This window comes from Nocardia sp. NRRL S-836, assembly GCF_001279525.1.
GTDB lineage: Bacteria > Actinomycetota > Actinomycetes > Mycobacteriales > Pseudonocardiaceae > Lentzea.
The window spans coordinates 123,327-145,132 of the sequence record NZ_LGDY01000094.1; the positions used below are offsets into that span (position 1 = coordinate 123,327).

The following is a 21,806-nucleotide window of genomic DNA, read 5'->3' on the forward strand; positions in this document are numbered from 1 at the left end:
CAAGACGCGTGACGCGGGCCACAGTTGCGTCAGTGGTCGATGTCGACCACATACCGCAGCGGGCTGGTCAGGAAGTACGCCCGGTAGCTCGGGTTCGCCCTGCCCACACCGATCGCGATCGACAGGTCGGCCTCGAAGTCGCACGTGAACACGACGCTCTTCACGTTCGTCAGGTCGGGCGTCGTGAAGTTGCGCGACCCGGTGTACCCGTGGGCGTCGGCCGGTGTCAGGCGCACTTCGAGGAACGCCGCTCCGGGCGCCGTGATGGGCTTGCCCGACCCGCAGTTCTCCGGCTGCGCGATGGCGGAGACGCTGTCCTGCGGCTGCCCGCCGGTGAGGTCGAGCACCACCCGGTCGAACGTCGCGTGCCTGCCGGTCCGGACGTTGGTGAGCTCCGCGTACTCGGCCGCGGAGGCCACCGGAACGATGCTCAACGCCATCCCCACGGCGATGAGCGCTGCTGCGAAACGCTTCATTGCTCCCCCTCTTCTCCAACTACCCCAGGAAGTCCTCCAGGGGCACAGGCGTGAGGCCGTTCTCCTTGGCCTTGTTCAGAAACGCGGTGAAGTCCTCGACGAACGTGGTCCGGAAGTGCATGAGCACGACGTCCCCCGGCTTGAGCCGGTCACCCACCTGGAACTGCACCCGGCCGTCGTTGACCGCGGCCGTCCAGTTGACCAGCGCCTTGAACCCGCAGCTGGCGGCGGCCTTGCGGGTGTTCGCGTCGTAGTTGCCGAACGGCGGGCGGAACAGCGTCGGGCGCTTGCCGTAGTCGCCGGCGAGGAAGTCCGCGTTGCCGCAGATCTCCTGGCGCTGGAGCTCGTAGCCCTTGCCCTGCAGGTTCGGGTGGTTCGTGGTGTGGCTCTGCACCGTGACGGGCAGGTTCTTGAAGTAGTCCTTGTGGCCCTCGGCGTACTTGGTGTTGAGGAACACCGACGGCCACACGCCCGCTTCCACCATCAGCTCGCGCGCCTTCGGGTGCTGCACCGCGCCGTCGTCGATCGTGATGAACACATACGGCTTATCGGTTTGGATGCGCGTGACAACGGGCACCATGCCGTCGTGGATCGCGGGCGCGTGCGCCTGCACCGTGCCGTACGTGTACGGCGGCTCGAACATCCGCTTCGGCTGCTCGGCCGTGGTGGTCGTCGGCGCCGTCGTGAGCACCGGCCCACTCGGCTGAGCATCGGGCGGCTGACCACACGCCACGAGCACGCCAACCAGCACGAATGCGGCACAAAGCCGCAACTTGGACATCATGTTCCCCCTCCACGCGGAAGACGCCGCGCAGGCCCTCATGGTTGCACGGGGATAGGGTCGAGCGGATCACAAAAAGGAGGAGTTCTGATGAGCCTCGAGCGTCCAGTCGCTCCCGACCCCTACACCCTGCTCCCCGCGGTCGGCACGTTCTCCGTCACGTCCACGGACGTCCGCGACGGCGAACAGCTCCCCGACGCCCAGGTCTTCGAGGGCGGCAACACCTCACCGCAACTCTCCTGGTCCGGCTTCCCGGAAGAGACCCGCAGCTTCGTCGTCACCTGCTTCGACCCCGACGCCCCCACCCCCTCGGGCTTCTGGCACTGGGTGGCCGTGAACCTCCCGGCCGCCACGACCTCCCTGGACACCGGCGCCGGCGCCTCGGACGACACCCTCCCCGGCAGCGCCTTCCACGTCCGCTCCGACTACGGCACCCGCGCGTTCGGCGGCGCCGCCCCGCCCAAGGGCGACCACCCGCACCGCTACTTCTTCGTGGTGCACGCGGTCGACGTGGACGCCCTCGACGTGGACTCCGACGCCTCCCCTGCCGTGGTGAGCTTCAACCTGGCGTTCCACACCTTGGCCCGCGCGATCATCACGCCGACCTACCAGCACTGACCGCCACTGGTCCTCCACCTGCCCGGTTGCCCGTTCTTGGGCGCCGGGCAGGTTCGTGACTGGGGTGGAGCGGCTCGGTCAGGCCCACGGACCCGCGCTGGGCATGCCGGACGGCGCGTTGGCGGTGTGGAGCAGGCCGGTCAAGCGCGCGCACCCGCCTGGAGCACGCAAAACTGTTCGGCCGGGGGTGGAGCAGCACGGCGGAGCGTTGCGCCGCGCACGTCACACGTCGCCCCCCGAGGCAATGCCGAAGGCGAGCCACCTTCCTATCCGGGCGAGGCCGCAGGCCAGCCGAAAGGAACCGTTGCCAGGACGGGCAAGCCTTGTCGAGCGAAGCGAGACGTATCTACCTTCCCTCCATGGGTAGCGGTGACAAGCCCTTTGACCTGCGGTTGGGGCTTGACTTTGAGGGCGGGGCGATATCCTGGCAGGGATCGGCCGGGCTCCCTTATGCCCGGCTTGTGAAGGCCGACTCATCGCCCCGCAAGAGGCTCGAAGTCAAGCCCCAATCGCGATCGTCGCGAAGCGGCGATGAACCCCAAACGTCGTCCCTGCCTGACCAACCCCGGTGCCAAGGCGACACACAAACGTGCGCGCGGGACCCCCGGCGTAAGCCCCACGTAACCCCAACCCGGGAACACCCTCCCCCGATCAATGGTTGGATCGTCACGTGAGGCACTTCGACCTGGTCATCATCGGCACCGGCTCCGGCAACTCCATCCCGAACGACGCCATGGCAGGCTGGCAGATCGCCATCCTGGAGAAGGGCACGTTCGGCGGCACCTGCCTGAACGTCGGCTGCATCCCGACGAAGATGTTCGTCCACACCGCAGACCAGGCCGCCGCTCCGGCGAACGCCAAGAAGCTGGGCGTGGACGCGCACCTGGACGCGGTGCACTGGCCGGAGATCCGCGACCGCATCTTCGGGCGGATCGACCCGATCGCCGAGGGCGGCCGGAACTGGCGGGCGAACGAGAACGCGAACGTCACGGTCTACGAGGGCACGGCGAGGTTCGTCGACGCGCACACGATCGACACGGGTACCGGCGAGACGATCACCGCCGACCGGATCGTCATCGCGGCGGGGTCGCGGCCGACGGTTCCGGACATCGCGGACCTGGACACGACCGGGTTCCACACGAGCGACACGATCATGCGGCTGGAGGAGCTGCCGGAGAGCCTCATCATCGTCGGCAGCGGGTTCATCGCCTCCGAGTTTGCGCACGTCTTCAGCAGTTTCGGGGTCGACGTCACGCTGATCGCGCGCAGCAACCTGCTGCTGCGGCACGAGGACCTGGAGGTCGCCGAGCGGTTCACCGAGGTCGCGAAGACCAAGTGGGACGTCCGGTTGCAGCGCAAGACCACGCGGGCCGAGAAGACCGCGAACGGGGTCAGGCTCCACCTCGAAGGGCCCGACGGCGAGGAGACCGTGGAGGCGCAGCAGCTCCTCATCGCGGTCGGGCGGCAGCCGAACAGCGACCTGCTCGACGCGGGCAAGGTGGTCGAGCTGCACGAGGACGGGCGGGTCAAGGTCGACGAGTTCCAGCGCACCAGCCAGGAGCACATCCTGGCGCTGGGTGACATCAGCTCCGACTACCAGCTCAAGCACGTCGCCAACCACGAGGCCAAGGTCGTGCAGCACAACCTGCTGCACCCGGACGACCGGATCAAGAGCGACCACCGGTTCGTTCCGGCCGCGGTGTTCTCCAGCCCGCAGATCGCGAGCGTCGGGCTCACCGAGGAACAGGCGAAGGCGCGCGGAATCCGTTATGTCACCGCGAGCCAGGCCTACGCGAGCATCGCGTACGGGTGGGCGATGGAGGACCGGACGGGCTTCGCGAAGCTGCTCGCCGACCCCGCGACCGGGCAGCTGCTCGGCGCGCACATCATCGGGCCGCAGGCGTCGACGGTGATCCAGCCGCTCATCCAGGCGATGAGCTTCGGGCTGGACGCGAAGACCATGGCGCGCGGGCAGTACTGGATCCATCCCGCGATGCCGGAGCTGGTCGAGAACGCCCTTCTGAACCTGCCTTTGGACTGAAAGTCCCCGCACCACAGGGCCTTCCGACGGTGCCGCGACAGGGCGGCACCGTCGAAGATGCGTTGATGACTGACCGAGTTCTCGTCGCGTACACGTCGAAAGCCGCCGCCACGGACGAAATCGCCCAGATCATCGGCATGGAGCTCGCGAGCTGCGGCCTGCGGGTCACGGTCCTGCCGATCGCCGCCGCCGAGAGCCTGCACGGGTTCGGCGCCGTGATCATGGGTGACGCGGCGGCGAGGGATGCGAGCAGGTTCGTGCGCAAGCACAGGGCGGACCTGAAGAGCACGCCCGTGTGGTTGTTCCACCGGGGAAGACCACCGGTACCGCCCGACGTCACCAGGATGGTGCGCCGGCTCGGGGCGAACGGGCCGGTGAGCTTCGGCGGTGCGGCACCGGACTGGGACCGGGCGCAGGCGTGGGCCCGCTACCTCGCCGACCAGCTCACGGTGCTGCACCGCGGGTTCGTCTCGAACTAGGGCGCCGTCAGGCCTGCTGGACGCGCACGGTGTTGCCGGCCGGGTCGCGGAACACGCAGTCGCGGGCACCCCACGGCTGCGACGTCGGCTCCTGCACGACGTCCGCGCCGCCCGCCTGGAGCTTCTCGAACGTGCCGTCGAGGTCCGGCGTCGCGAGGTTGATGAACGCGTAGCTGCCGTTCGCCATCATCTCGGCGATCGCGGTGCGGTGGGCGTCGGTGAGGCCCTCGGCCATCGCGGGCGGTTCGAGCACGACCGACGACGTGGAGCCGGCCGGTCCGACGGTGATCCAGCGGTGCGTGCCCTGGCCGACATCCGCGCGGACCTCCCAGCCGAGCAGGTCGCGGTAGAAGGCCAGCGAGGCCTCCGGGTCGGTGTGCGGGAGGAACGTCGCGTGAATGGTGATGTCCATGCCGTCAACGCTATGACCAGCGCGAACGCCGCGCTTCTCGATTCCTGACCAGATGCGGGGACTAGACGTAGCGGGGACGGCCGGCCACCCAGCCGAGCGCGGTCAGCGCCGCCAGCAGCACGAGCTGCAGCACCAGCGAGATCGTCCACGAACCGGTCGTGTCGCGCAGCAGGCCGAACGCGAACGGGCCGGAGGCCGCGATCAGGTAGCCGAGGCTCTGCGCCATCGCCGACAGCCGCGCGGTGTCCGAAGTGGACTTCGTGCGCAGCGACATCACCAGCAGCGCCAACGGGAACATGCCCATCCCGAACCCGATCAGCAGCACCCACAGGCCGGGTGCGGCCGCGGGCGCCACCAGCATGCCGAGGATCCCGGCGAACGACAGCACGCCCAGCACCAGCACCATCGGTCCCTGGCTGGAGAACCGGGCGGCGAGCGGCGGCACGAACAGGCTCACCGGCACGCTCAGCAGCATCGAGACGGCGAGCAGCATCCCGGCGGTGTTGCGGTCCACACCGGCGTCGACGAGCATCGCCGGCAGCCAGCCCATGACCGTGTAGGCGAAGAGCGACTGCAGGCCGAAGAACACGGTGATGACCCACGCGAGCGGGCTGCGCAGCAACGACCGCGGCGCGGCCGTCGTCGCCGGCTTCACCACCGTGGCCGAGGAACCGTGCCGGGCGCCCGCGAACCAGACGACGACCGCGCCCAGCGAGAGCAACGCCCACGCACCGACCGCGAGCCGCCACGAACCGAGGTACTCCTCCAGCCGGGGCGTCAGCGCGGCGGCCAGTGCGGCGCCAGCGGAGAGCGTTCCGGTGTAGACACCGGTGATGAGGCCGACGCGGTTCGGGAACGACGCCTTCACGACCACCGGGATGAGCACGTTGGAGACCGCGATGCCCGCGCAGGCGATGAAGGTGCCGCCCAGCACGACCCACGGGCCGTCGATCACGCGCAGGACCAGGCCGAGCGTGAGCACCCCCAGGGACAGCCCGATCGCGCGGGCCATGCCGAGGCGGCGGCCGAGCCACGGCGCCGCGAACGCCGCGAAGCCGAAGCACAGCGCCGGAACGGCGGTCAACGCGCTGGTCCAAGCGGCCGAAACCCCAAGAGCGGAGCGGACATCACCGAGCACCGAGGCCAGACTGGTCACCGCTGGGCGGAGATTCGCCGCCGCGAGGGCGACCCCGATCGCGAGGAGCGTGGACCCGACCAGCGGAACGTGACGATTCTTGACGACCGTCACCCTGCGACCCCGATCGGTGGCAGTCTGTGCGGCACGGGTTGTCTGCTGGATCGTCACGTGCACCACTATCGCAGACATAGGATGTTCGGATGAAAGGATGACGCTGTGCCGTTGGCCACTACCCGACGGACGGGCCTCGTCGACCAGGTGATCGACCAGATGAGAGGTGCGATCACCAGCGGCGAATGGCCCGTCGGGCAGCGCATCCCGCCCGAGCCCGAGCTGGTCACGGCGCTCGGGGTCGGCCGGAACACGGTGCGCGAGGCCGTGCGGGCGCTGTCGCACGCCGGTCTGCTGGAGGTGCGGCAGGGCGACGGCACGTTCGTCCGCGCCACCAGCGAGATCTCCGGTGCCGTGCGCCGCATGTGCGGAACCGAGCTGAGAGAGGTCCTCCAGGTCCGCAGGACGCTGGAGGTCGAGGGCGCACGACTGGCCGCCAAGCACCGCACCGACGCCGAGCTGGCGCGGCTCACCGAGCTGCTGCACCAGCGCGACGCCGCGATGGAGGCCGAGCAGTGGGCCGAGGTGATCGAGCACGACACCGCGTTCCACGTGCTGCTCGTGCAGTGCTCGCACAACACGCTGCTGGCCGAGCTCTACCGGGGCTTGACCGAGGCCGTCAAAGCTTCGGTGGCGGCATCTGTCGACACCAGCTCAGGGGGTCAGGACCAGGTGTCGCACACCGGGCTGCTGCACGCGGTCCGCGACGGTGACCAGGAGAAGGCGGCGATCGAGGCGGGCGGCTTCTTCGAGGAGCTGATCGAGAAGTTCTGCTGAACCGCGGACAGAAGTCGTCCGCACGAGCTCATAGCGTGGGGGCCATGGAGAGCACGCCGTTCCGCATCGAGGTCCCGCAGGCCGAGGTCGACGACCTCCGTTCCCGCCTCGCGAACACGCGCTGGCCGGAGGACGACCTGCCGGGCGTCGGCTGGTCCTACGGCATCCCGCTGAGCTACCTGCGCCCGCTCGCGCAGTACTGGGCTGACGGGTTCGACTGGCGCGCCCAGGAGGAGCGGATCAACGCCCACCCGCAGTTCACGACGGAGATCGGCGGCCAACGCATCCACTTCCTGCACGTCCGCTCACAGAACCCGGACGCGCTGCCGCTGCTGCTGATCCACGGCTGGCCCGGCTCGTTCGCCGAGTTCCTGGACGTCGTCGAACCGCTTTCCGCCGACTTCCACCTCGTGATCCCGTCCATCCCCGGCTTCGGCTTCTCCGGCCCGGTGCGCAGGACCGGCTGGAACGTGCTGCGCGTCGCGTGGGCGTTCGCGAAGCTCATGGAGGGCCTCGGCTACGACCGCTACGGCACCCAGGGCGGCGACTGGGGTTCCGGCATCGCGCAGGAGATCGGCCGCGTCTTCCCCGAGCACGTCGTCGGCGTGCACGTGAACATGCTGCAGACCTTCCGCCCCCAGGGCGTCAACGACCTCACGCCGGAGGAGCTGGGCGCGCTGGAGTCGCTGGACCACTACCAGAAGGAGCTCTCCGGCTACATGCACATCCAGCGCACCCGTCCCAGGACGCTGGGCTACGGCCTGACCGACTCCCCCATCGGCCAGCTGGCGTGGATCGCCGAGAAGTTCCACGACTGGACCGACAACGACGGCACCCCGGAAAGCGCCGTCCCACGCGACCGCATCCTCACGAACGTCTCGATCTACTGGTTCTCGCGCACGGCCGGCTCGTCCGCCGCGCTGTACAAGGAGCAGGCCGCCTCCTGGGGCCGGCAGCAACCCACCACGGTGCCGACCGGTGTCGCCGTCTTCCCGCACGACATCAGCCGGCCGGTGCGGTCGCTGGCGGAGAAGATGATCCCGACGATCGTGCACTGGACCGAGTTCGACCGCGGCGGCCACTTCGCCGCGATGGAGGAACCGGACCTGCTGGTCCAGGACATCAGGAAGTTCTTCGGAGCACTGTGAAACTCTCGAACCGCACGCTCAACCGGACGTTGCTCGAACGGCAGCTGCTGCTGGAGCGCACCGACATGCCGATCGTGGCCGCCGTCGAACACCTCGGCGGCCTCCAGGCCCAGGCCCCGGTCCCGCCGTACCTGGCGCTGTGGTCGCGGCTGAAGCCGTACGGGGTCGACGCGCTGAGCAAGCTCATCACCGACCGCTCGCTGGTGCGGATGACGTTGTGGCGCGGCACCCTGCACCTCATCTCCGCCGACGACGTGCACCTGATGCGCACGGCCCTGCAGCCTGAGCTGAACAAGTGGGCGCGCAACGTGGTCCCGCCCGCCCACCGCGTCGAGATCGACCTCGACGAGCTCGCTCGCATCACTCACGAGTACGTCGAGACCGAGCCGCGCACGGTCGCGGAGATCGGCGCCCACCTGGAGGCGCACTTCCCCGAGGCCAAGGCGCGCGAGCTCTCGACGCAGGCCCAGATGCTGGTGCCGATGGTCCAGGTCCCGCCGCGCGGCATCTGGGGCGTCGGCGGCGTGCCGCAGAACGTCGCGATGTCCACGTGGCTCGGCCGCGACCTCCCAGCGTCGGCCGACGTGCCCGCGCTGGTCGAGCGGTACCTGCGGGCGTTCGGCCCGGCGACCCTCGCGGACATGCAGGCGTGGTCGCGGCTGACCGGCCTGAAGGCGCACGCCGCCGCACTCGGCCTCGTGGAGTACGAGAACGAGGACGGCAAGGTGCTCCTCGACGTGCCCGACGGCAAGATCGTCCCCGCCGACACCCCCGCACCCGCCCGGCTGCTGCCCGCGTTCGACAACGTGCTGCTCGGGCACGCCGACCGCACCCGGATCATGAGCGAGGAGGCCCGGTCGCGCTGGGGAGCGGTGCGCAACGGGGTGTTCCCGCCGACGTTCCTGGTGGACGGGTTCCTGCGCGGCACCTGGAACGTGGTGGAGACCAGGGACACCGCGACGCTGACGATCGAGCCGTACTCCAGGACGACGAAGAAGGACCTGGCCGGGGTCGTCCGGGAGGCCAGGGCGGTGCTGAAGGTGATGGCGCCGACGAAGGCGCACGTGGTGGAGACGGCAGGCTGACGCAGGGGTACCCCCGCCCAGGGATCCCCTCACAACCCACGCTACTCAGCAGGTCCGACAACCACGCCGGGCTCAGCCGCCGCCGCCTGCCGGATCACCTCCAAAGCCGCGGTGATCGCCGGCCGCCGCGAAGCCTGCGTCCGCCACACCGCGTACAGCGTGCGGGTGGGGGCCGGCCGCATCGGCACGGCCCGCACGTTGTCCGGCACCTCGCCGCGCCCCAGCCGCGGGATCAACGCCACCCCGATCCCCTTGGCGAGCAACGCCAGCTGCGTCTGGTACTCGCTGACCCGGTAGACCAGCTCCGGTTCGATGCCCGCGCCGTGGAACGTCCGCACGAGCCAGTCGAAGCAGATCGCCCCCTCCGGCTGGCACGTCCAGCGCGCGCCGACGAGGTCGGCCGGTACCAGGAACTCCTTGTCCGCCAGCGGGTGGGACGCCGGCACCAGCACCTCGGCGAGGTCCTCGCAGATCGCCACCCGCGACAACGACTCCGGGACGGGCAGCGGGGTGTTCTTCCAGTCGTGCACGACCGCCATGTCCAGCTCACCCCGCGCCACCGCCTCGATCGCCAGCGGAGGGTCGATCTCCTTCAGCCGCACGTCCAGCGCCGGGTGCTGCTCGGCGAGGCCGACCAGGACGTCCGGCAGCAGGCCGCGCGCGGCCGTGGCGAACGCGCCGATGCACAGCCGGCCGACGGCGGCGCCGCGGTGTTCCTCCAACGCCACCTCGGCCTCTTCGACGAGCTTCAGCACGTGGCCGGCGGTGTCGGCGAGCAGCAGGGCCGCGTCGGTCAGCGCCACGCCGCGGCCGCGTCGTTCCAGCAGGGTCGTGCGGGTCTCGCGTTCGAGCTTCGCGATCTGCTGCGAGACGGCGGACGGGGTGTATCCGAGCACGTCAGCGGCGGCGCCGACGGTGCCGTACGTCGCGACGGCGTGCAGGGCGCGGAGGCGTCCGAGGTCGAGCATGTAGCGATGCTAAACCCAACACCCCACGACTTGGAACTAGTGCTAAATAGTTGTCCGGCGCAAGCTGGGAGCGTGCATCCTCGCCACGTTCTGCTCGCCGTGCTCGTCGCCGCCATCTGGGGCTTCAACTTCGTCGTGCTCAAGGTCGGTCTCGACGAGTTCCCGCCGATCCTGTTCTCCGCGCTGCGCTTCCTCGCCGCGGCGGTGCCGGCGATCTTCTTCGTGGGCCGGCCGAGCGTCGCGTGGCGGTGGGTGATCGCCGTGGGGCTGGTGCTCGGTGTCGCGAAGTTCAGCTTCCTGTTCATCGGCCTGCACGCGGGCATGCCCGGCGGTCTGTCCAGCCTGGTGCTGCAGAGCCAGGTCATCTTCACGGCGGTGTTCGCGGCGGTCGTGCTGCGCGAGCGTCCCAGGCCGGTGCAGCTCACCGGCATCGGGCTCGCGGTGGCGGGCATGGGGATCATCGCGTGGGACTACGGGCTGTCGTCGCCGCTGCTCGGGTTCGTGCTGGTGATCGCGGCCGCGGCCTGCTGGGGTGTCTCCAACGTGCTGATGCGCTACGCGCGGCCGGCGGACACGCTGCGGTTCATGGTGTGGGTGAGCGCCGTGGCGGTGCTGCCGTTGTTCGGGCTGGCGTTCCTGACCGAGGACATGAGCGCGCTCGGGCGCATGGACTGGGCGGGCGTGGGCGCGATCGGGTACGTCGCGTGGATCTCGACGCTGCTCGGGTTCGGGATCTGGGGGTTCCTGCTGCGCCGCTACGAGTCGTCCGTCGTGGCGCCGTTCTCGCTGCTGGTGCCGGTGTTCGGGATGTTCTCGGCGTGGGCGTTCCTGGGCGAGGACCTGACCGCGCTGCGGGCCGCGGCCGGTGGGATCGTGCTGGCCGGTCTGGCTATTCCGCTGCTGGCGGGGCGCCGGGCGGCACGAACGGCAGGCCCCGCGGAGCCCCTCGTTCCAGCAGGTCGATGACGGCCTTGGTGTCGAGGTGGTCGGCGACCAGGTCGCCCAGCAGGTCCAGCTGGGCCTCGCGGGCGGCCTGGAAGCTCACCTCGCCCGGCGCGAAGTCGCGGCCGGCCCGTTCGGCGGCCCAGCGCAGGAACCTGCGGCGGAACCCGTCGTTCTCCAGCAGGCCGTGCCAGTGCGTGCCGAGCACCCGGTCGGTCTCGGCGCCCTCGTCACCGACCAGCGGGCGTTCGGTGGTGCGCACGACCTGGCCGTGGTGGATCTCGTAGCCTGTGACGGGCTCGTCCCACGCCAGATCCGACGGCGTGGCAAGGGTTTTCTGCTGCGCGAACCGGATGTCGACGTCGAGCAGGCCGAGCCCGTCGACCACGCCGTCACCGGACTCGACGTCGTCCTCGATGCGCCGCGACAGCATCTGGAAGCCACCGCAGATGCCGAGCACCGGGCCGTCGAACCGCGCGATGGCCTCGGCCAGCCCCGTCTCGCGCAGCCACCGCAGGTCCGACACGGTGGCCTTGGAACCGGGCAGCACCACGAGGTCCGCGTCCGCCAGCCGGGACGGCTCGGTCACGAACCGCACGGACACACCGGGTTCGCACGCCAGCGCCTCGACGTCGGTCGCGTTGGAGATGCGCGGCAACCGGACCACGGCCACGCGCAGCCAGTCGCGCACCGGCGGCCGCGGGCGGCCGATCACGCCGTCGGCGGTGTAGGACAACGAGTCCTCGGCGTCGAGCCACAGGTCCTCGCTCCACGGCAGCACGCCCAGCACCGGGCGGCCGGTGAGGTGGCGGATCTGGCGCAGACCGGGTTCGAGCAGCCGCGGGTCGCCGCGGAACTTGTTGACCACGAACCCGGAGACCAGCGCCTGGTCGGCCGCGTCGAGCACCGCCAGCGTCCCGAAGAAGTGCGCGAACACACCACCGCGGTCGATGTCGCCCACGACCAGGGTCGGCAGACCGGCCCGTGTGGCCAAGCCCATGTTCGCGATGTCGTTGGCGCGCAGGTTGATCTCGGCCGGTGACCCCGCCCCCTCGCAGACGACCACCTCGTGGTCGCGGCGCAGTCCGTCCAAAGTGGACAGGACGGTGTCGAGCAGCTGCTGCTTGCGGTCGCGGTAGCTCAGCGCGGAGACCTCGCCGACGGCCTTGCCCAGCACGACGACCTGGGACGTGCGGTCGCCGCCCGGCTTGAGCAGCACGGGGTTGAACCGCACGCTCGGCGCCTTGAACGCCGCCCGCGCCTGGAGGGCCTGCGCGCGGCCGATCTCGCCGCCGTCGAGTGTGACGAACGAGTTGTTCGACATGTTCTGCGCCTTGAACGGCACGACGTCGACGCCCTGGCGTGCCAGAAAGCGGCACAGACCGGCGACCAGGACGCTCTTGCCCGCGTCCGAGGTCGTCCCACAGATCAACATCGCACCCCGCATGGACGCCAATGCTGCCATCATCACGGGCATGGTCACCGTCGTGCTCATGCACAGCCCTTTCCTAGGCCCGTCGAGCATGCGTCCGCTCGCCGACGAACTGGCCTCCGACGGGGTGGCGGTGCTGCTGGTCGACCTGCAGATGACGGTGAACGAGGCGCCGGTGCACCAGCGGCTGATCGGGGCGTTCGCGGACGCGCTGGACGACTCGGGCGTCGAGGGACCGCTGGTGCTGGTCGGGCACAGCGGCGCCGGACCGCTGCTGCCGGCCTTCGCGGACGCGCTGGAGATCGACGTGGCCGGGCTGGTGTTCCTCGACTCGGACCTGCCGACGCCGGGCAGGGCGTGGCGCGACACCGTGGACCCGGCGCTGGTCGGCAAGGTGAAGGCCACGGTCCGCGACGGCAAGCTGCCGCGCTGGGACCGCTGGTTCGACACCGACCCGTTGACGCTGGTGCCCGCCGGGCTGCGCGAGGAGATGCGCGACGAGGCACCCGAGGTGGCGTGGGAGTTCCTGAAGGAGACGCGGCCGGTCGTGGAGTGGGCCGGGCCGTGCGGGTACGTGCTGCTGTCGGCGGCCTACGACGCCGAGGCCGACCGCGCGGAGGAGCGGGGCTGGCCGGTGGAACGGCTCGAGTCGCACCACCTGGCGGCCGCGACGTCGCCCTCGGCGGTCGCGGCCGCGCTGAAGGCCGTCCTCAGCAGACTGTGAGGATCTCCGAGCCGGTCTCGGTGACGACGATGGTGTGCTCGAACTGGGCGGTCCAGCTCTTGTCCTGGGTGGTGACGGTCCAGCCGTCGTCCCACATGTCGTGCTCGTAGCCGCCGAGCGTGATCATCGGCTCGATCGTGAACGTCATGCCGGGCTCGAGCACGGTCTTCACCGAAGGCTCGTCGTAGTGCAGGACCACGAGGCCGCTGTGGAACGTGCGGCCGATGCCGTGGCCGGTGAAGTCGCGGACCACGCCGTAGCCGAAGCGGTTCGCGTACGCCTCGATGACGCGGCCGACGACGTTGAGCTCGCGGCCGGGCTTCACGGCCTTGATCGCGCGCATGGTCGCCTCGTGCGTGCGCTCGACCAGCAGCCGGTTCTCCTCGGAGACGTTGCCCGCGAGGAAGGTCGCGTTCGTGTCGCCGTGCACGCCGCCGATGAACGCCGTCACGTCGATGTTCACGATGTCGCCGTCCTCGACGACCGTCGAGTCGGGGATGCCGTGGCAGATGACCTCGTTCAGCGAGGTGCAGCACGACTTCGGGAAGCCGCGGTAGCCCAGCGTCGAGGGGTACGCGCCGTTGTCGCACAGGAACTCGTGCGCCACCGCGTCGATCTCGTCCGTCGTCACACCGGGGACGACGACCTTGCCGGCCTCCTGCAGCGCCTGCGCGGCGAGCCGGCCCGCGATCCGCATGGCCTCGATGATCTCCGGCGTCTGCACCCAGGGGTCGTTGCCGCGCTGCGGCGCGGGCTTGTCGACGTACTCGGGACGCACGATGCGCGAGGGCACCTGACGACGCGGGGATTGCACACCGGGTTGCAGCGGAGCACGAACAGCCATGCTCCCCACATTACTGGGCGACGGCGGCGCCGCCCCGGAGCCCGGCACCGGTCATCACAGCAGTGGTTCATCACAGCACCGGTCATCACAGCGGTGGTCATCACAGCACCGGTCATCACGGCAGCGCTTTCAGGAACCGGGCCGCGACGTCGACCGCGGGGGTGGAGGTCTCCCCGCTGAGCACCAGCGTCGCGAACGCCACATCGCCCCGGTATCCCGTGAACCACCCGTGCGAGTGCACGCCGTCGCCGAACTGAGCGGTACCGGTCTTGCCCCGCACGTCTCCGTACGGCTTGAGCTGTGGTGCGGTGCCGTAGTCGACGACCTCGCGCATCATCTGCCGCACCGGGTCGAGCGCCGTGGGCGCAGCGGGCTGCTTGTCGGCTTTGGTGTCCTTGCCGCGCAGCAGCTGCGGCGTCGGCATGGACCCCTTCGCGATGGACGCGGACACCAGCGCCATGCCGAACGGCGAGGCCAGCACCTTGCCCTGGCCGAACGCGTCCTCGGCCCGTTCCACGACGTCGTCGGCGGGCGGCACGGAACCGGTGATCGTCGTCAGGCCCGCGATGTCGAAGTCGACGCCGAGGCCGAGCGACAGGGCGGTGTTCGTGAGCAGGTCGGGCGGCATGTCGACGGCGAGCTGCGCGAACGTGGTGTTGCAGGAGAACGCGAACGCCGACCGCAGCGGGATGGTCCCCTTCTCGAACTCGTTCGAGTTCGGCACGATCCGGCGGCCCGCGATGGTGGTCTTGCCGGGACACGGCAGCGGGGTGTCGGCGTTGACCTTGCCGGACTGGATCGCGGCCAGCGCGGACACCGCCTTCATCGTCGAGCCCGGCGGGAAACGGCCGGTCAGCGCCAGTGCGCCCTGCGCGTCGGCGGCGTCGTTCTGCGCGACGGCGAGGATGTCGCCGGTGGACGGCTGGATCGCGACGAGCATCGTGGGTTGCTGCACCGGTTCGACGGCGTCCTCGGCCGCGGTCTGGACGACCCGCGACAATGCCGTGTTGACCGCCTTGGCCGGTTCCGGTGCCTGCTGGTGCAGCTCGTCGACCTCGTTGCCCTGCGCGTCGACCGTGGCGACCCGGAAACCGGTGTGGCCGGCGATCTCGTCCTCGACCGCCTTGCGGATGGCGGGCAGCACCTGCGAGCCGAACGTGCGGCTGGGCGCGAGCAGGGAGGTCTGCGAGCTGAACCGGACACCGGGCAGCTCGTAGATCTTCGGCTTCACCGTCTGGTAGTCCGGGTCCCGCAGCGCCGCCACCTGGTAGGCCTGCCCGTCGGGCGTCTTGGCGGCACCGTCGACGATGGACTGCTGGGTGATCGCCTTGTCCAGCGGGGTGAGCGCCTCGCCCAGCGTCTTCGCGACCGCGGCGACGTCACCGGCCTCCTTGGGCACCAGCAGGACGGACACGACCCGTTCGGGCGCCAGCAGCGGCGTGCCGTCCCGGTCGAGCACCGGCGCGGGATCGGGCTTGAGCTCGGTGAGCTTGATCGTCTGCTGCGGGGCGAGCTTCGGGTGCGGCACGGACGACGCCCAGCGCACCTTCCACGTGTCGCCCTCCTGTCTGACCTCGAACTTCGTCGGGTAGGACCAGTGCCGACCCTTGCCGAGGTCCCAGTCGAGCGTGACCGACGCCTCGGCCGCCGTGTCGCCGTTCTTGCGGAGCTGGTCGACCTTGCTGGTCAGCTTCTCCGGCTTGAGGGCGCCGCGGAACTTCTCCAGCGCCTCCTTGGCGTCGTTCGGGTCGTCGGTCATCCCGGCCGCACCCTGCACGTCACCCGACGCGAGCTTGCCCAGGAAGTCGTTGGTGATCTCCGGAGCCCCCGGCTCGTCCGCGAACAGCCCGCAGCCGCTCACCGTCACCAGGACCGCCGTGATCATCGCGAGAAGGCGCACGGCCGCGAGTATGCCCGTTCAGAAGAGGACAGTCGCGTACTGACCGACCTGTTCGAACCCGATCCGCCGGTAGGCGGCCTGCGCGACGTGGTTGTACCCGTTGACGTACAGGCTCGCCGTGCGGTCCAGGTGGTGCACGAGCCGGCTGGCCACCGCCGCCGTCCCCGCGGTCCCCAGCCCCTCACCCCTGCGTTCCGGCCGCACCCAGACCCCCTGGATCTGCCCGACCCGCTTCGACATGGCCCCGATCTCGGCCTTGAACACGACCTCGTCGTTCTCGAACCGCGCGAACGCCCGGCCCGCGGCGATCAGCTCGCTGACCCTGGCCCGGTAGCCCGCGCCACCGTCCTCCGCGCACGGGTCGATGCCGACCTCTTCGATGAACATGGCGATCGCGGCCGGCAGGTACCGGTTGAGCTCACTCGGCCTGACCTGCCGCACCAACGGGTCCGGCGCGACGTCGGGCGTGCGGCTCAGCGCCATCAACGGCTGGTCACCACGCACCTCGCGGGCCGGCCCCCAGTCGGCCTGCAGCTCGTCCCAGAGGGTCAGCACCTGCTCGGCCGGCCCGACGAGGCTGGAGCACATGCGCCCCCTGCGCCGCGCCCGGTCGGCGAACATCCGCATGGCACTCGCGCTGCCGCGGAGCGGGATCAGGTTCGGCCCGGAGAAGCACAGACCGTCGACCTTGCCGCGCATCGGCCGGGAGTCCGACCCCCACATCTCACCGCCGAGGCGCCACGGGTCCAGCCCCGCGGTCTCGACCCTTGCCGCGACCATGCACGCAGCGACGGGGTCGCTGTCGAGCACCCCGCGTACGTCGATCAGGTCGCGCTCGTCGAGCACGCGCGCTCCGGCAAGCCTCAGCACGTCATCTAGGGTGCCAGATTTGGCCTGGGTGTGGCATCAGCCAACAGTGCGCCTGTGGATTCACCGATGGTGATGGGTGACACGGCCGGTGGGGATTTCGGGTCCGTGTCGCCTGGGGGGCCGTGTGTCTGTCGCCTTGGCACCGGGGTTGGGTTGGGTCCGTTTGTCTGTCGCCTTGGGTGCGTGGTTGGTCAGGCAGGGACGACGTTCGGGGTTCATCGCCGCTTCGCGACGATTGCGATTGGGGCTTGACTTCGAGCCTCTAGCGGGGCGATGAGTCGGCCTCAAAAGGCCGGGCATAAGCGAGCCCGGCCGATCCCTACCAGGATATCGCCCCGCCCTCAAAGTCAAGCCCCAATCGCAGGTCAAAGGGGCTGTCACCGCTACCCGTCAAGGGAAGGTAGAAACGCCTCGCTTCGCTCGACGGGTGCGGAAAGCCTGAGGTCAGGTAGAGACGTCTCGCTTCGCTCGAACAGGTGTCGCCGTGCCTGGGATCGGGGCGATACGTGTTGCCTCGCTCCATAGGTGGGCTGACTGCGCTCGCCCATTCCAGCGCACCGCACCCGGCCGCACCGACCCTCAACCTTCGCCTGGCGAGCCCACGCCTGTCACGCCCGCCCTGCGCCCGCCCGCCGAGGTCGGTTGTGTCCAACTCTGCGAGCCCCGCGCTCGCTAGGCCCCACCTCCCGCCGCCGAACCTGCCAAGCCCGCGCGTCGGGCCCGCCCAGCGCCCGTATCGCGCTCCCTACGTCGGGCCTGCCCGTCCCGCGCCGGACCCGCTCAGCGCCTGTGCCGTACTCCCCACGCCGAGCCCGCCGGTCCCCACGTCGAGCCCGCCTCCCCTCGCCCCGAAGGCCAAGGCCCCGCGACGACCTCCCGGAACTGTCAGACCTCGCGACTAGCGTGGGTCGCGGGGGCGCCAAAACCCAAGGGGACCCCTGCGCAAGCCTGCCCGTGAACCCCGACGGGCCCCAAGACGACGTGAGGGGCGCCCTCCTACCGGAAGGGCGCCCCACACGAACAAGCGAACAAACAAACGACCAGCCGAACAACCAGCCAACCGACCGGGCGAACGTCAGCCGACCGTCACCGCGGGCGACTCGCCGGTCGCCTCCATCTCCTCCGCGAGGCGCATGGCCTCCTCGATGAGGGTCTCGACGATCGCGTGCTCGGGCACGGTCTTGATGACCTGCCCCTTCACGAAGATCTGGCCCTTGCCGTTGCCCGACGCGACGCCGAGGTCGGCCTCGCGGGCCTCGCCGGGGCCGTTGACGACGCAGCCCATGACGGCGACGCGCAGCGGGACCTCCATGCCCTCCAGGCCTGCGGTGACCTGTTCGGCCAGCGTGTAGACGTCGACCTGGGCGCGGCCGCAGGAGGGGCAGGAGACGATCTCCAGCTTCCGCGGTCGCAGGTTGAGGGACTGGAGGATCTGGTGGCCGACCTTGATCTCCTCGACCGGCGGGGCGGAGAGGGAGACGCGGATCGTGTCGCCGATGCCCTGGCGCAGGAGTGCGCCGAAGGCCACGGCCGACTTGATGGTGCCCTGGAAGGCGGGGCCGGCCTCCGTCACGCCGAGGTGCAACGGGTAGTCGCACTGTTCGGCGAGGAGCTCGTAGGCGCGGACCATGATCACCGGGTCGTTGTGCTTGACCGAGATCTTGATGTCGTGGAAGTCGTGCTCGGCGAAGAGCGAGGCCTCCCACAGGGCCGACTCGGCCAGGGCCTCCGGGGTGGCCTTGCCGTACTTGGCCATCAGACGCGGGTCCAGGGAGCCCGCGTTGACGCCGATGCGGATCGGGGTGTTGTGGTCGCGCGCGGCTTGCGCGATCTCCTTCACCTTGTCGTCGAACTTCTTGATGTTGCCGGGGTTGACGCGCACTGCGGCGCAGCCGGCCTCGATGGCGGCGAACACGTACTTCGGCTGGAAGTGGATGTCCGCGATCACCGGGATCTGCGACTTCTTGGCGATGGCGGGCAGCGCGTCCGCGTCGTCCTGCGAGGGGCAGGCGACCCGGACGATGTCGCAGCCGGCCGCGGTGAGCTCAGCGATCTGCTGGAGCGTCGCGTTGACGTCCGACGTGAGCGTTGTCGTCATCGACTGGACGGAGACGGGGAACTCGCTGCCGACACCGACGTTGCCCACCATCAACTGCCTGGTCTTGCGACGTTCCGACAGCACCGGCGGCGGCAGTGCCGGCATTCCGAGCATCACGCCGTCACTCATGGGTTGTGCACCTTTCCGTAAGTCACTGCAACCTGATCGGGTTGACGATGTCGGCGGTCACGGTCAGCAGCGTGATGGCGCCGCCGAGGAAGATGACCACGTAGGTGAGCGGCAGCAGGCGCATGTAGTTGACCGGGGCGCCGGCGGGTTTCCCGCGCAGCTTCCTCAACCAGTCTCGCACCCGTTCGTAGAGGTTGACGGCGATGTGACCACCGTCAAGCGGCAGCAGCGGCAGGAGGTTGAACACACCCACGAAGAAGTTCAGGCCCGCGAGCATCAGCACGAAGAACGCCCACAGGCCCCGCTCCGCCGCGTCACCGCCCAGGCGCGACGCGCCCACGACGGAGATCGGGGTGTCCAGGTCGCGTTCGCCGCCGCCGATGGCCTTCACCACGGCCGGGATGCGCTCGGGGAAGCGCAGCAGGCCCTTCCAGGTGTTCACGAACATGTCGCCGGTGAACGCCACGGCGGCCGGGACCGCGTCGATCGGGCCGTAGGTGAACGACTCCTTCGGCAGCACGCCGATCGCGCCGATCTCCTTGGTCTCCTTGCCGCCCTTGCCGTCGGTCAGGGTGCGGGTGACCTTGGCGACGTCGACGGTGACGGTCATCTCCTTGCCGTCGCGCACGATCTTGAACTCGGTCGGGCCGGTGCGCTCGCGGGTGATCCGCTGCATGTCCGGCCACGTCGGCGTCTGCTGGCCGGCGATCGCGACGATCTCGTCACCGGGCTGCAGGCCCGCGTTCTTCGCGGGCGCCGGCGAGCCGGACGGGCACGAGCCGTCGGTGACGTTCGCGACCGGCACGCAGGGGGTGACCTCCTGCAGGACCGGCAGGCCCTTGCTGTTCGGCAGGCCCAGCGACATCGCGAGGACCAGCAGGATGATGAACCCGAGGATGAAGTGCGTGATCGAGCCGGCCGACAGCACGACGACGCGCTTCCACACCTTCTGGTTGTAGAAGGCGCGCTTGCGGTCGTCCGGGTGCACCTCCTCCAGCGCCGTCATGCCGGTGATCTCGCAGAAGCCACCGGCCGGGATCGCCTTCAGGCCGTACTCGGTCTCGCCCTTGCGGAACGAGAACAGCCGCGGGCCGAAGCCGATGAAGTAGCGCGTGACCTTCATGCCGAAGGCCTTGGCGGTCAGCAGGTGCCCGAACTCGTGCAGCGCGATCGAGAACGCGATGCCGAACGCGAACAGCAGCACCCCGAGGATGTTGATGAATGTGTTCACGGTGAGCTCAGTTCCTTCCGACCAGCTCGCGGGCACGTGCGCGTGCCCAGTCCTCGGCTGCGAGCACCTCCGCCACGTCAGCGGGGTCACTGCGCCAGTCACCCGCTTCACCGAGGACCTGGCCGATGGTGTCGACGATGGACAGGAACGACGTCGTACCCGCGACGAAAGCGGCGAGAGCCTCCTCGTTCGCTGCGTTGTAGATCGCGGGCAGACAACCGCCCGCACTGCCCGCCTGCCGCGCGAGCTCGACCGCGGGGAACGTGACGCTGTCCACCGGCTCGAACGTCCACGAGGTGGCCGTGTCAAAGGTACAGGCGGGCGCGGCGCCGGCCACCCGCTGCGGCCAACTGAGACCGAGCGAGATGGGAAGCCGCATGTCAGGGGGTGAGGCCTGCGCGAGTGTGGAGCCGTCTGTGAACGTCACCATCGAGTGAATGATCGACTGCGGGTGCACCACCACGTCGATGCGGTCGTAGGGCACCCCGAACAACAGGTGCGCCTCGATCAGCTCCAGCCCCTTGTTGACGAGGTTCGCCGAGTTGATCGTGACGACCTGGCCCATCGACCACGTCGGGTGCGCCATGGCCTGCGCGACGGTGATGTCCGCGAGCTCCGCGCGGGTCCTGCCGCGGAACGGCCCGCCGGACGCCGTCAGCACCAGCTTGTGCACCTCGTGCGGCTCGCCACCGCGCAGGCACTGCGCGAGCGCCGAGTGCTCGGAGTCGACCGGCACGATCTGGTCCGGCTTGGCCGCCTTCAGCACGAGCGGCCCGCCCGCGATGAGCGACTCCTTGTTCGCGAGCGCCAGCGTCGCACCGCTCTCCAGCGCCTTCAACGACGGCTCGAGCCCGCGCGACCCGTCCATCCCGTTGAGGACGACGTCCGCGGGGCACGCCTCGATCAGGTCGACCATGCTGGTCAACGTCTTGACGCCGGGTACCTCGGCGCCGTTGGCGACCGCCACGACGGGCACGTCGAACTCGGCTGCCTGCTGCGTGAGCAGGTCCAGCTGACGTCCACCCGCGCCGAGCCCGACGACCTGGAAGCGGTCGCGGTTGCGCCGGATGACGTCGAGCGCCTGGGTACCGACCGAGCCGGTCGAGCCCAGGATCAGGACAGTGCGTGGAGTACTCATCGCTCCTCATTGTTCCGGAGAGTGCCTGAGAGCCCGGCACAGCCCGTCACTTTGATAACGGAGTGGTCTAGGAGGTGTGAAGTCGCCACTTCGAGGGCATTCCCTCCTCGACAAGTAGGATGGAAGGGAGACTCTCCGTGGGCATCCTGGGTTGGATCGTGCTCGGCCTTCTGGCCGGCGCCATCGCGAAGGCCATCATGCCTGGTCGCGACCCCGGCGGTATCATCATCACGATGTTGATCGGCATCGTTGGCGCGATCCTCGGTGGATTCATCGGATCCGCGATCTTCGGGACCGACCTCGGCTCGTTCTTCGAGCTGCGGACGTGGCTGCTCGCCATCGTCGGATCGTTGATCCTGCTCGGGATCTACCGTCTGGTGACCGGGCGACGAAGCCGCGTTTAGCCAGCACATGACGTTTGGGACCGTTCGGGTGACACCCGAACGGTCCCTTCGTGCTTTCCG

Annotated in this window: 21 protein-coding genes; 9 read left to right on the plus strand and 12 right to left on the minus strand. The window is 69.7% G+C overall.

Annotated elements, in window-relative coordinates:
• Nucleotides 1–29: 29 nt before the first annotated feature.
• Both ADL03_RS17465 and ADL03_RS17470 read right to left on the minus strand, forming a co-directional pair.
• Nucleotides 30–476: a hypothetical protein gene (locus ADL03_RS17465; RefSeq protein ID WP_053734519.1), complete on the minus strand. Its 447-nt coding sequence runs from the start codon at nt 474–476 to the stop codon at nt 30–32.
• A gap of 19 nt (nt 477–495) precedes the next feature.
• Nucleotides 496–1,260 (minus strand): polysaccharide deacetylase family protein, encoded by a 765-nt coding sequence (locus tag ADL03_RS17470; RefSeq protein WP_231641963.1) that lies wholly within the window; start codon nt 1,258–1,260, stop codon nt 496–498.
• A gap of 87 nt (nt 1,261–1,347) precedes the next feature.
• Between ADL03_RS17470 and ADL03_RS17475 the strand changes: the two genes are divergently transcribed.
• The 3 genes from ADL03_RS17475 to ADL03_RS17485 all read left to right on the plus strand — a co-directional run bounded on the left by ADL03_RS17475 (nt 1,348) and on the right by ADL03_RS17485 (nt 4,395).
• Nucleotides 1,348–1,875 carry a YbhB/YbcL family Raf kinase inhibitor-like protein gene (locus ADL03_RS17475; protein WP_053734520.1) on the plus strand — a complete coding sequence of 176 codons (528 nt, stop codon included), beginning with the start codon at nt 1,348–1,350 and terminating at the stop codon, nt 1,873–1,875.
• A 670-nt stretch (nt 1,876–2,545) separates the two neighbouring features.
• A complete protein-coding gene (locus ADL03_RS17480; protein WP_053734521.1) occupies nt 2,546–3,916 on the plus strand; it encodes a mycothione reductase in 1,371 nt (456 codons plus the stop codon).
• A gap of 65 nt (nt 3,917–3,981) precedes the next feature.
• A complete protein-coding gene (locus ADL03_RS17485; protein WP_053734522.1) occupies nt 3,982–4,395 on the plus strand; it encodes a flavodoxin domain-containing protein in 414 nt (137 codons plus the stop codon).
• Nucleotides 4,396–4,402: 7 nt separating this feature from the next.
• Here the strand turns inward: ADL03_RS17485 and ADL03_RS17490 are convergent, their stop codons facing one another.
• Both ADL03_RS17490 and ADL03_RS17495 read right to left on the minus strand, forming a co-directional pair.
• The gene (locus tag ADL03_RS17490) at nt 4,403–4,807 is read right to left on the minus strand and encodes a VOC family protein (protein ID WP_053734523.1); all 405 of its coding nucleotides are present in this window, start codon (nt 4,805–4,807) and stop codon (nt 4,403–4,405) included.
• A gap of 61 nt (nt 4,808–4,868) precedes the next feature.
• Entirely contained in the window at nt 4,869–6,122 is a 1,254-nt protein-coding gene (locus ADL03_RS17495) for a CynX/NimT family MFS transporter (RefSeq protein WP_369808988.1), read from the minus strand.
• A gap of 39 nt (nt 6,123–6,161) precedes the next feature.
• Between ADL03_RS17495 and ADL03_RS17500 the strand changes: the two genes are divergently transcribed.
• The 3 genes from ADL03_RS17500 to ADL03_RS17510 are packed head-to-tail and all read left to right on the plus strand — an operon-like array spanning nt 6,162 to nt 9,066.
• Entirely contained in the window at nt 6,162–6,833 is a 672-nt protein-coding gene (locus tag ADL03_RS17500; protein WP_053734524.1) for a FadR/GntR family transcriptional regulator, read from the plus strand.
• A 44-nt stretch (nt 6,834–6,877) separates the two neighbouring features.
• Nucleotides 6,878–7,981, plus strand: a complete 1,104-nt coding sequence (locus ADL03_RS17505) for an epoxide hydrolase family protein (RefSeq protein ID WP_053734525.1) — start codon at nt 6,878–6,880, stop codon at nt 7,979–7,981.
• Nucleotides 7,978–9,066, plus strand: coding sequence for a winged helix DNA-binding domain-containing protein (locus ADL03_RS17510; RefSeq protein ID WP_053734526.1), 1,089 nt, complete (start codon nt 7,978–7,980; stop codon nt 9,064–9,066). The genes ADL03_RS17505 and ADL03_RS17510 overlap by 4 nt, the downstream gene beginning before the upstream one ends.
• Before the next feature lie 41 nt (nt 9,067–9,107).
• On the opposite strand, the gene ADL03_RS17515 is transcribed toward ADL03_RS17510, so the two are convergent.
• Nucleotides 9,108–10,034: a LysR family transcriptional regulator gene (locus tag ADL03_RS17515; RefSeq protein WP_053734527.1), complete on the minus strand. Its 927-nt coding sequence runs from the start codon at nt 10,032–10,034 to the stop codon at nt 9,108–9,110.
• A gap of 72 nt (nt 10,035–10,106) precedes the next feature.
• Between ADL03_RS17515 and ADL03_RS17520 the strand changes: the two genes are divergently transcribed.
• Nucleotides 10,107–11,000, plus strand: a complete 894-nt coding sequence (locus ADL03_RS17520; protein WP_053734528.1) for an EamA family transporter — start codon at nt 10,107–10,109, stop codon at nt 10,998–11,000.
• On the opposite strand, the gene ADL03_RS17525 is transcribed toward ADL03_RS17520, so the two are convergent.
• Nucleotides 10,924–12,423, minus strand: coding sequence for a cobyric acid synthase (locus ADL03_RS17525; RefSeq protein ID WP_053734529.1), 1,500 nt, complete (start codon nt 12,421–12,423; stop codon nt 10,924–10,926). The genes ADL03_RS17520 and ADL03_RS17525 overlap by 77 nt on opposite strands.
• Nucleotides 12,424–12,451: 28 nt before the next feature.
• On the opposite strand from ADL03_RS17525, the gene ADL03_RS17530 reads away from it, so the two are divergent.
• Complete coding sequence (locus tag ADL03_RS17530; protein ID WP_053734577.1) at nt 12,452–13,132, plus strand: alpha/beta hydrolase; 681 nt, start codon at nt 12,452–12,454, stop codon at nt 13,130–13,132.
• Here ADL03_RS17530 and map read toward each other — a convergent pair.
• The 6 genes from map to dxr form a co-directional block, all read right to left on the minus strand.
• Nucleotides 13,119–13,976: a type I methionyl aminopeptidase gene (gene map, locus ADL03_RS17535; protein ID WP_053734530.1), complete on the minus strand. Its 858-nt coding sequence runs from the start codon at nt 13,974–13,976 to the stop codon at nt 13,119–13,121. The genes ADL03_RS17530 and map overlap by 14 nt on opposite strands.
• 115 nt (nt 13,977–14,091) lie before the next feature.
• Entirely contained in the window at nt 14,092–15,876 is a 1,785-nt protein-coding gene (locus tag ADL03_RS17540) for a penicillin-binding transpeptidase domain-containing protein (protein WP_197288405.1), read from the minus strand.
• A gap of 18 nt (nt 15,877–15,894) precedes the next feature.
• Nucleotides 15,895–16,746, minus strand: a complete 852-nt coding sequence (locus ADL03_RS17545; protein WP_053734532.1) for a GNAT family N-acetyltransferase — start codon at nt 16,744–16,746, stop codon at nt 15,895–15,897.
• A gap of 1,075 nt (nt 16,747–17,821) precedes the next feature.
• Entirely contained in the window at nt 17,822–18,973 is a 1,152-nt protein-coding gene (ispG, locus tag ADL03_RS17550) for a flavodoxin-dependent (E)-4-hydroxy-3-methylbut-2-enyl-diphosphate synthase (RefSeq protein WP_197288406.1), read from the minus strand.
• Nucleotides 18,974–18,995: 22 nt separating this feature from the next.
• A complete protein-coding gene (locus ADL03_RS17555) occupies nt 18,996–20,204 on the minus strand; it encodes an RIP metalloprotease (protein WP_231641966.1) in 1,209 nt (402 codons plus the stop codon).
• Between the two features lie 7 nt (nt 20,205–20,211).
• Nucleotides 20,212–21,342 (minus strand): 1-deoxy-D-xylulose-5-phosphate reductoisomerase, encoded by a 1,131-nt coding sequence (gene dxr / locus ADL03_RS17560; RefSeq protein WP_053734533.1) that lies wholly within the window; start codon nt 21,340–21,342, stop codon nt 20,212–20,214.
• 137 nt (nt 21,343–21,479) lie between these two features.
• Between dxr and ADL03_RS17565 the strand changes: the two genes are divergently transcribed.
• Complete coding sequence (locus ADL03_RS17565; RefSeq protein ID WP_053734534.1) at nt 21,480–21,746, plus strand: GlsB/YeaQ/YmgE family stress response membrane protein; 267 nt, start codon at nt 21,480–21,482, stop codon at nt 21,744–21,746.
• Nucleotides 21,747–21,806: the final 60 nt, after the last annotated feature.

Coding starts and splice junctions, on each gene's coding strand:
- ADL03_RS17465 (WP_053734519.1), bottom strand. CDS start 476: ATGAAGCGTTTCGCAGCAGCGCTCATCGCCGTGGGGATGGCGTTGAGC.
- ADL03_RS17470 (WP_231641963.1), bottom strand. CDS start 1,260: ATGATGTCCAAGTTGCGGCTTTGTGCCGCATTCGTGCTGGTTGGCGTG.
- ADL03_RS17475 (WP_053734520.1), top strand. CDS start 1,348: ATGAGCCTCGAGCGTCCAGTCGCTCCCGACCCCTACACCCTGCTCCCC.
- ADL03_RS17485 (WP_053734522.1), top strand. CDS start 3,982: ATGACTGACCGAGTTCTCGTCGCGTACACGTCGAAAGCCGCCGCCACG.
- ADL03_RS17490 (WP_053734523.1), bottom strand. CDS start 4,807: ATGGACATCACCATTCACGCGACGTTCCTCCCGCACACCGACCCGGAG.
- ADL03_RS17505 (WP_053734525.1), top strand. CDS start 6,878: ATGGAGAGCACGCCGTTCCGCATCGAGGTCCCGCAGGCCGAGGTCGAC.
- ADL03_RS17515 (WP_053734527.1), bottom strand. CDS start 10,034: ATGCTCGACCTCGGACGCCTCCGCGCCCTGCACGCCGTCGCGACGTAC.
- ADL03_RS17525 (WP_053734529.1), bottom strand. CDS start 12,423: ATGCGGGGTGCGATGTTGATCTGTGGGACGACCTCGGACGCGGGCAAG.
- ADL03_RS17530 (WP_053734577.1), top strand. CDS start 12,452: ATGGTCACCGTCGTGCTCATGCACAGCCCTTTCCTAGGCCCGTCGAGC.
- map (WP_053734530.1), bottom strand. CDS start 13,976: ATGGCTGTTCGTGCTCCGCTGCAACCCGGTGTGCAATCCCCGCGTCGT.
- ispG (WP_197288406.1), bottom strand. CDS start 18,973: ATGAGTGACGGCGTGATGCTCGGAATGCCGGCACTGCCGCCGCCGGTG.
- dxr (WP_053734533.1), bottom strand. CDS start 21,342: ATGAGTACTCCACGCACTGTCCTGATCCTGGGCTCGACCGGCTCGGTC.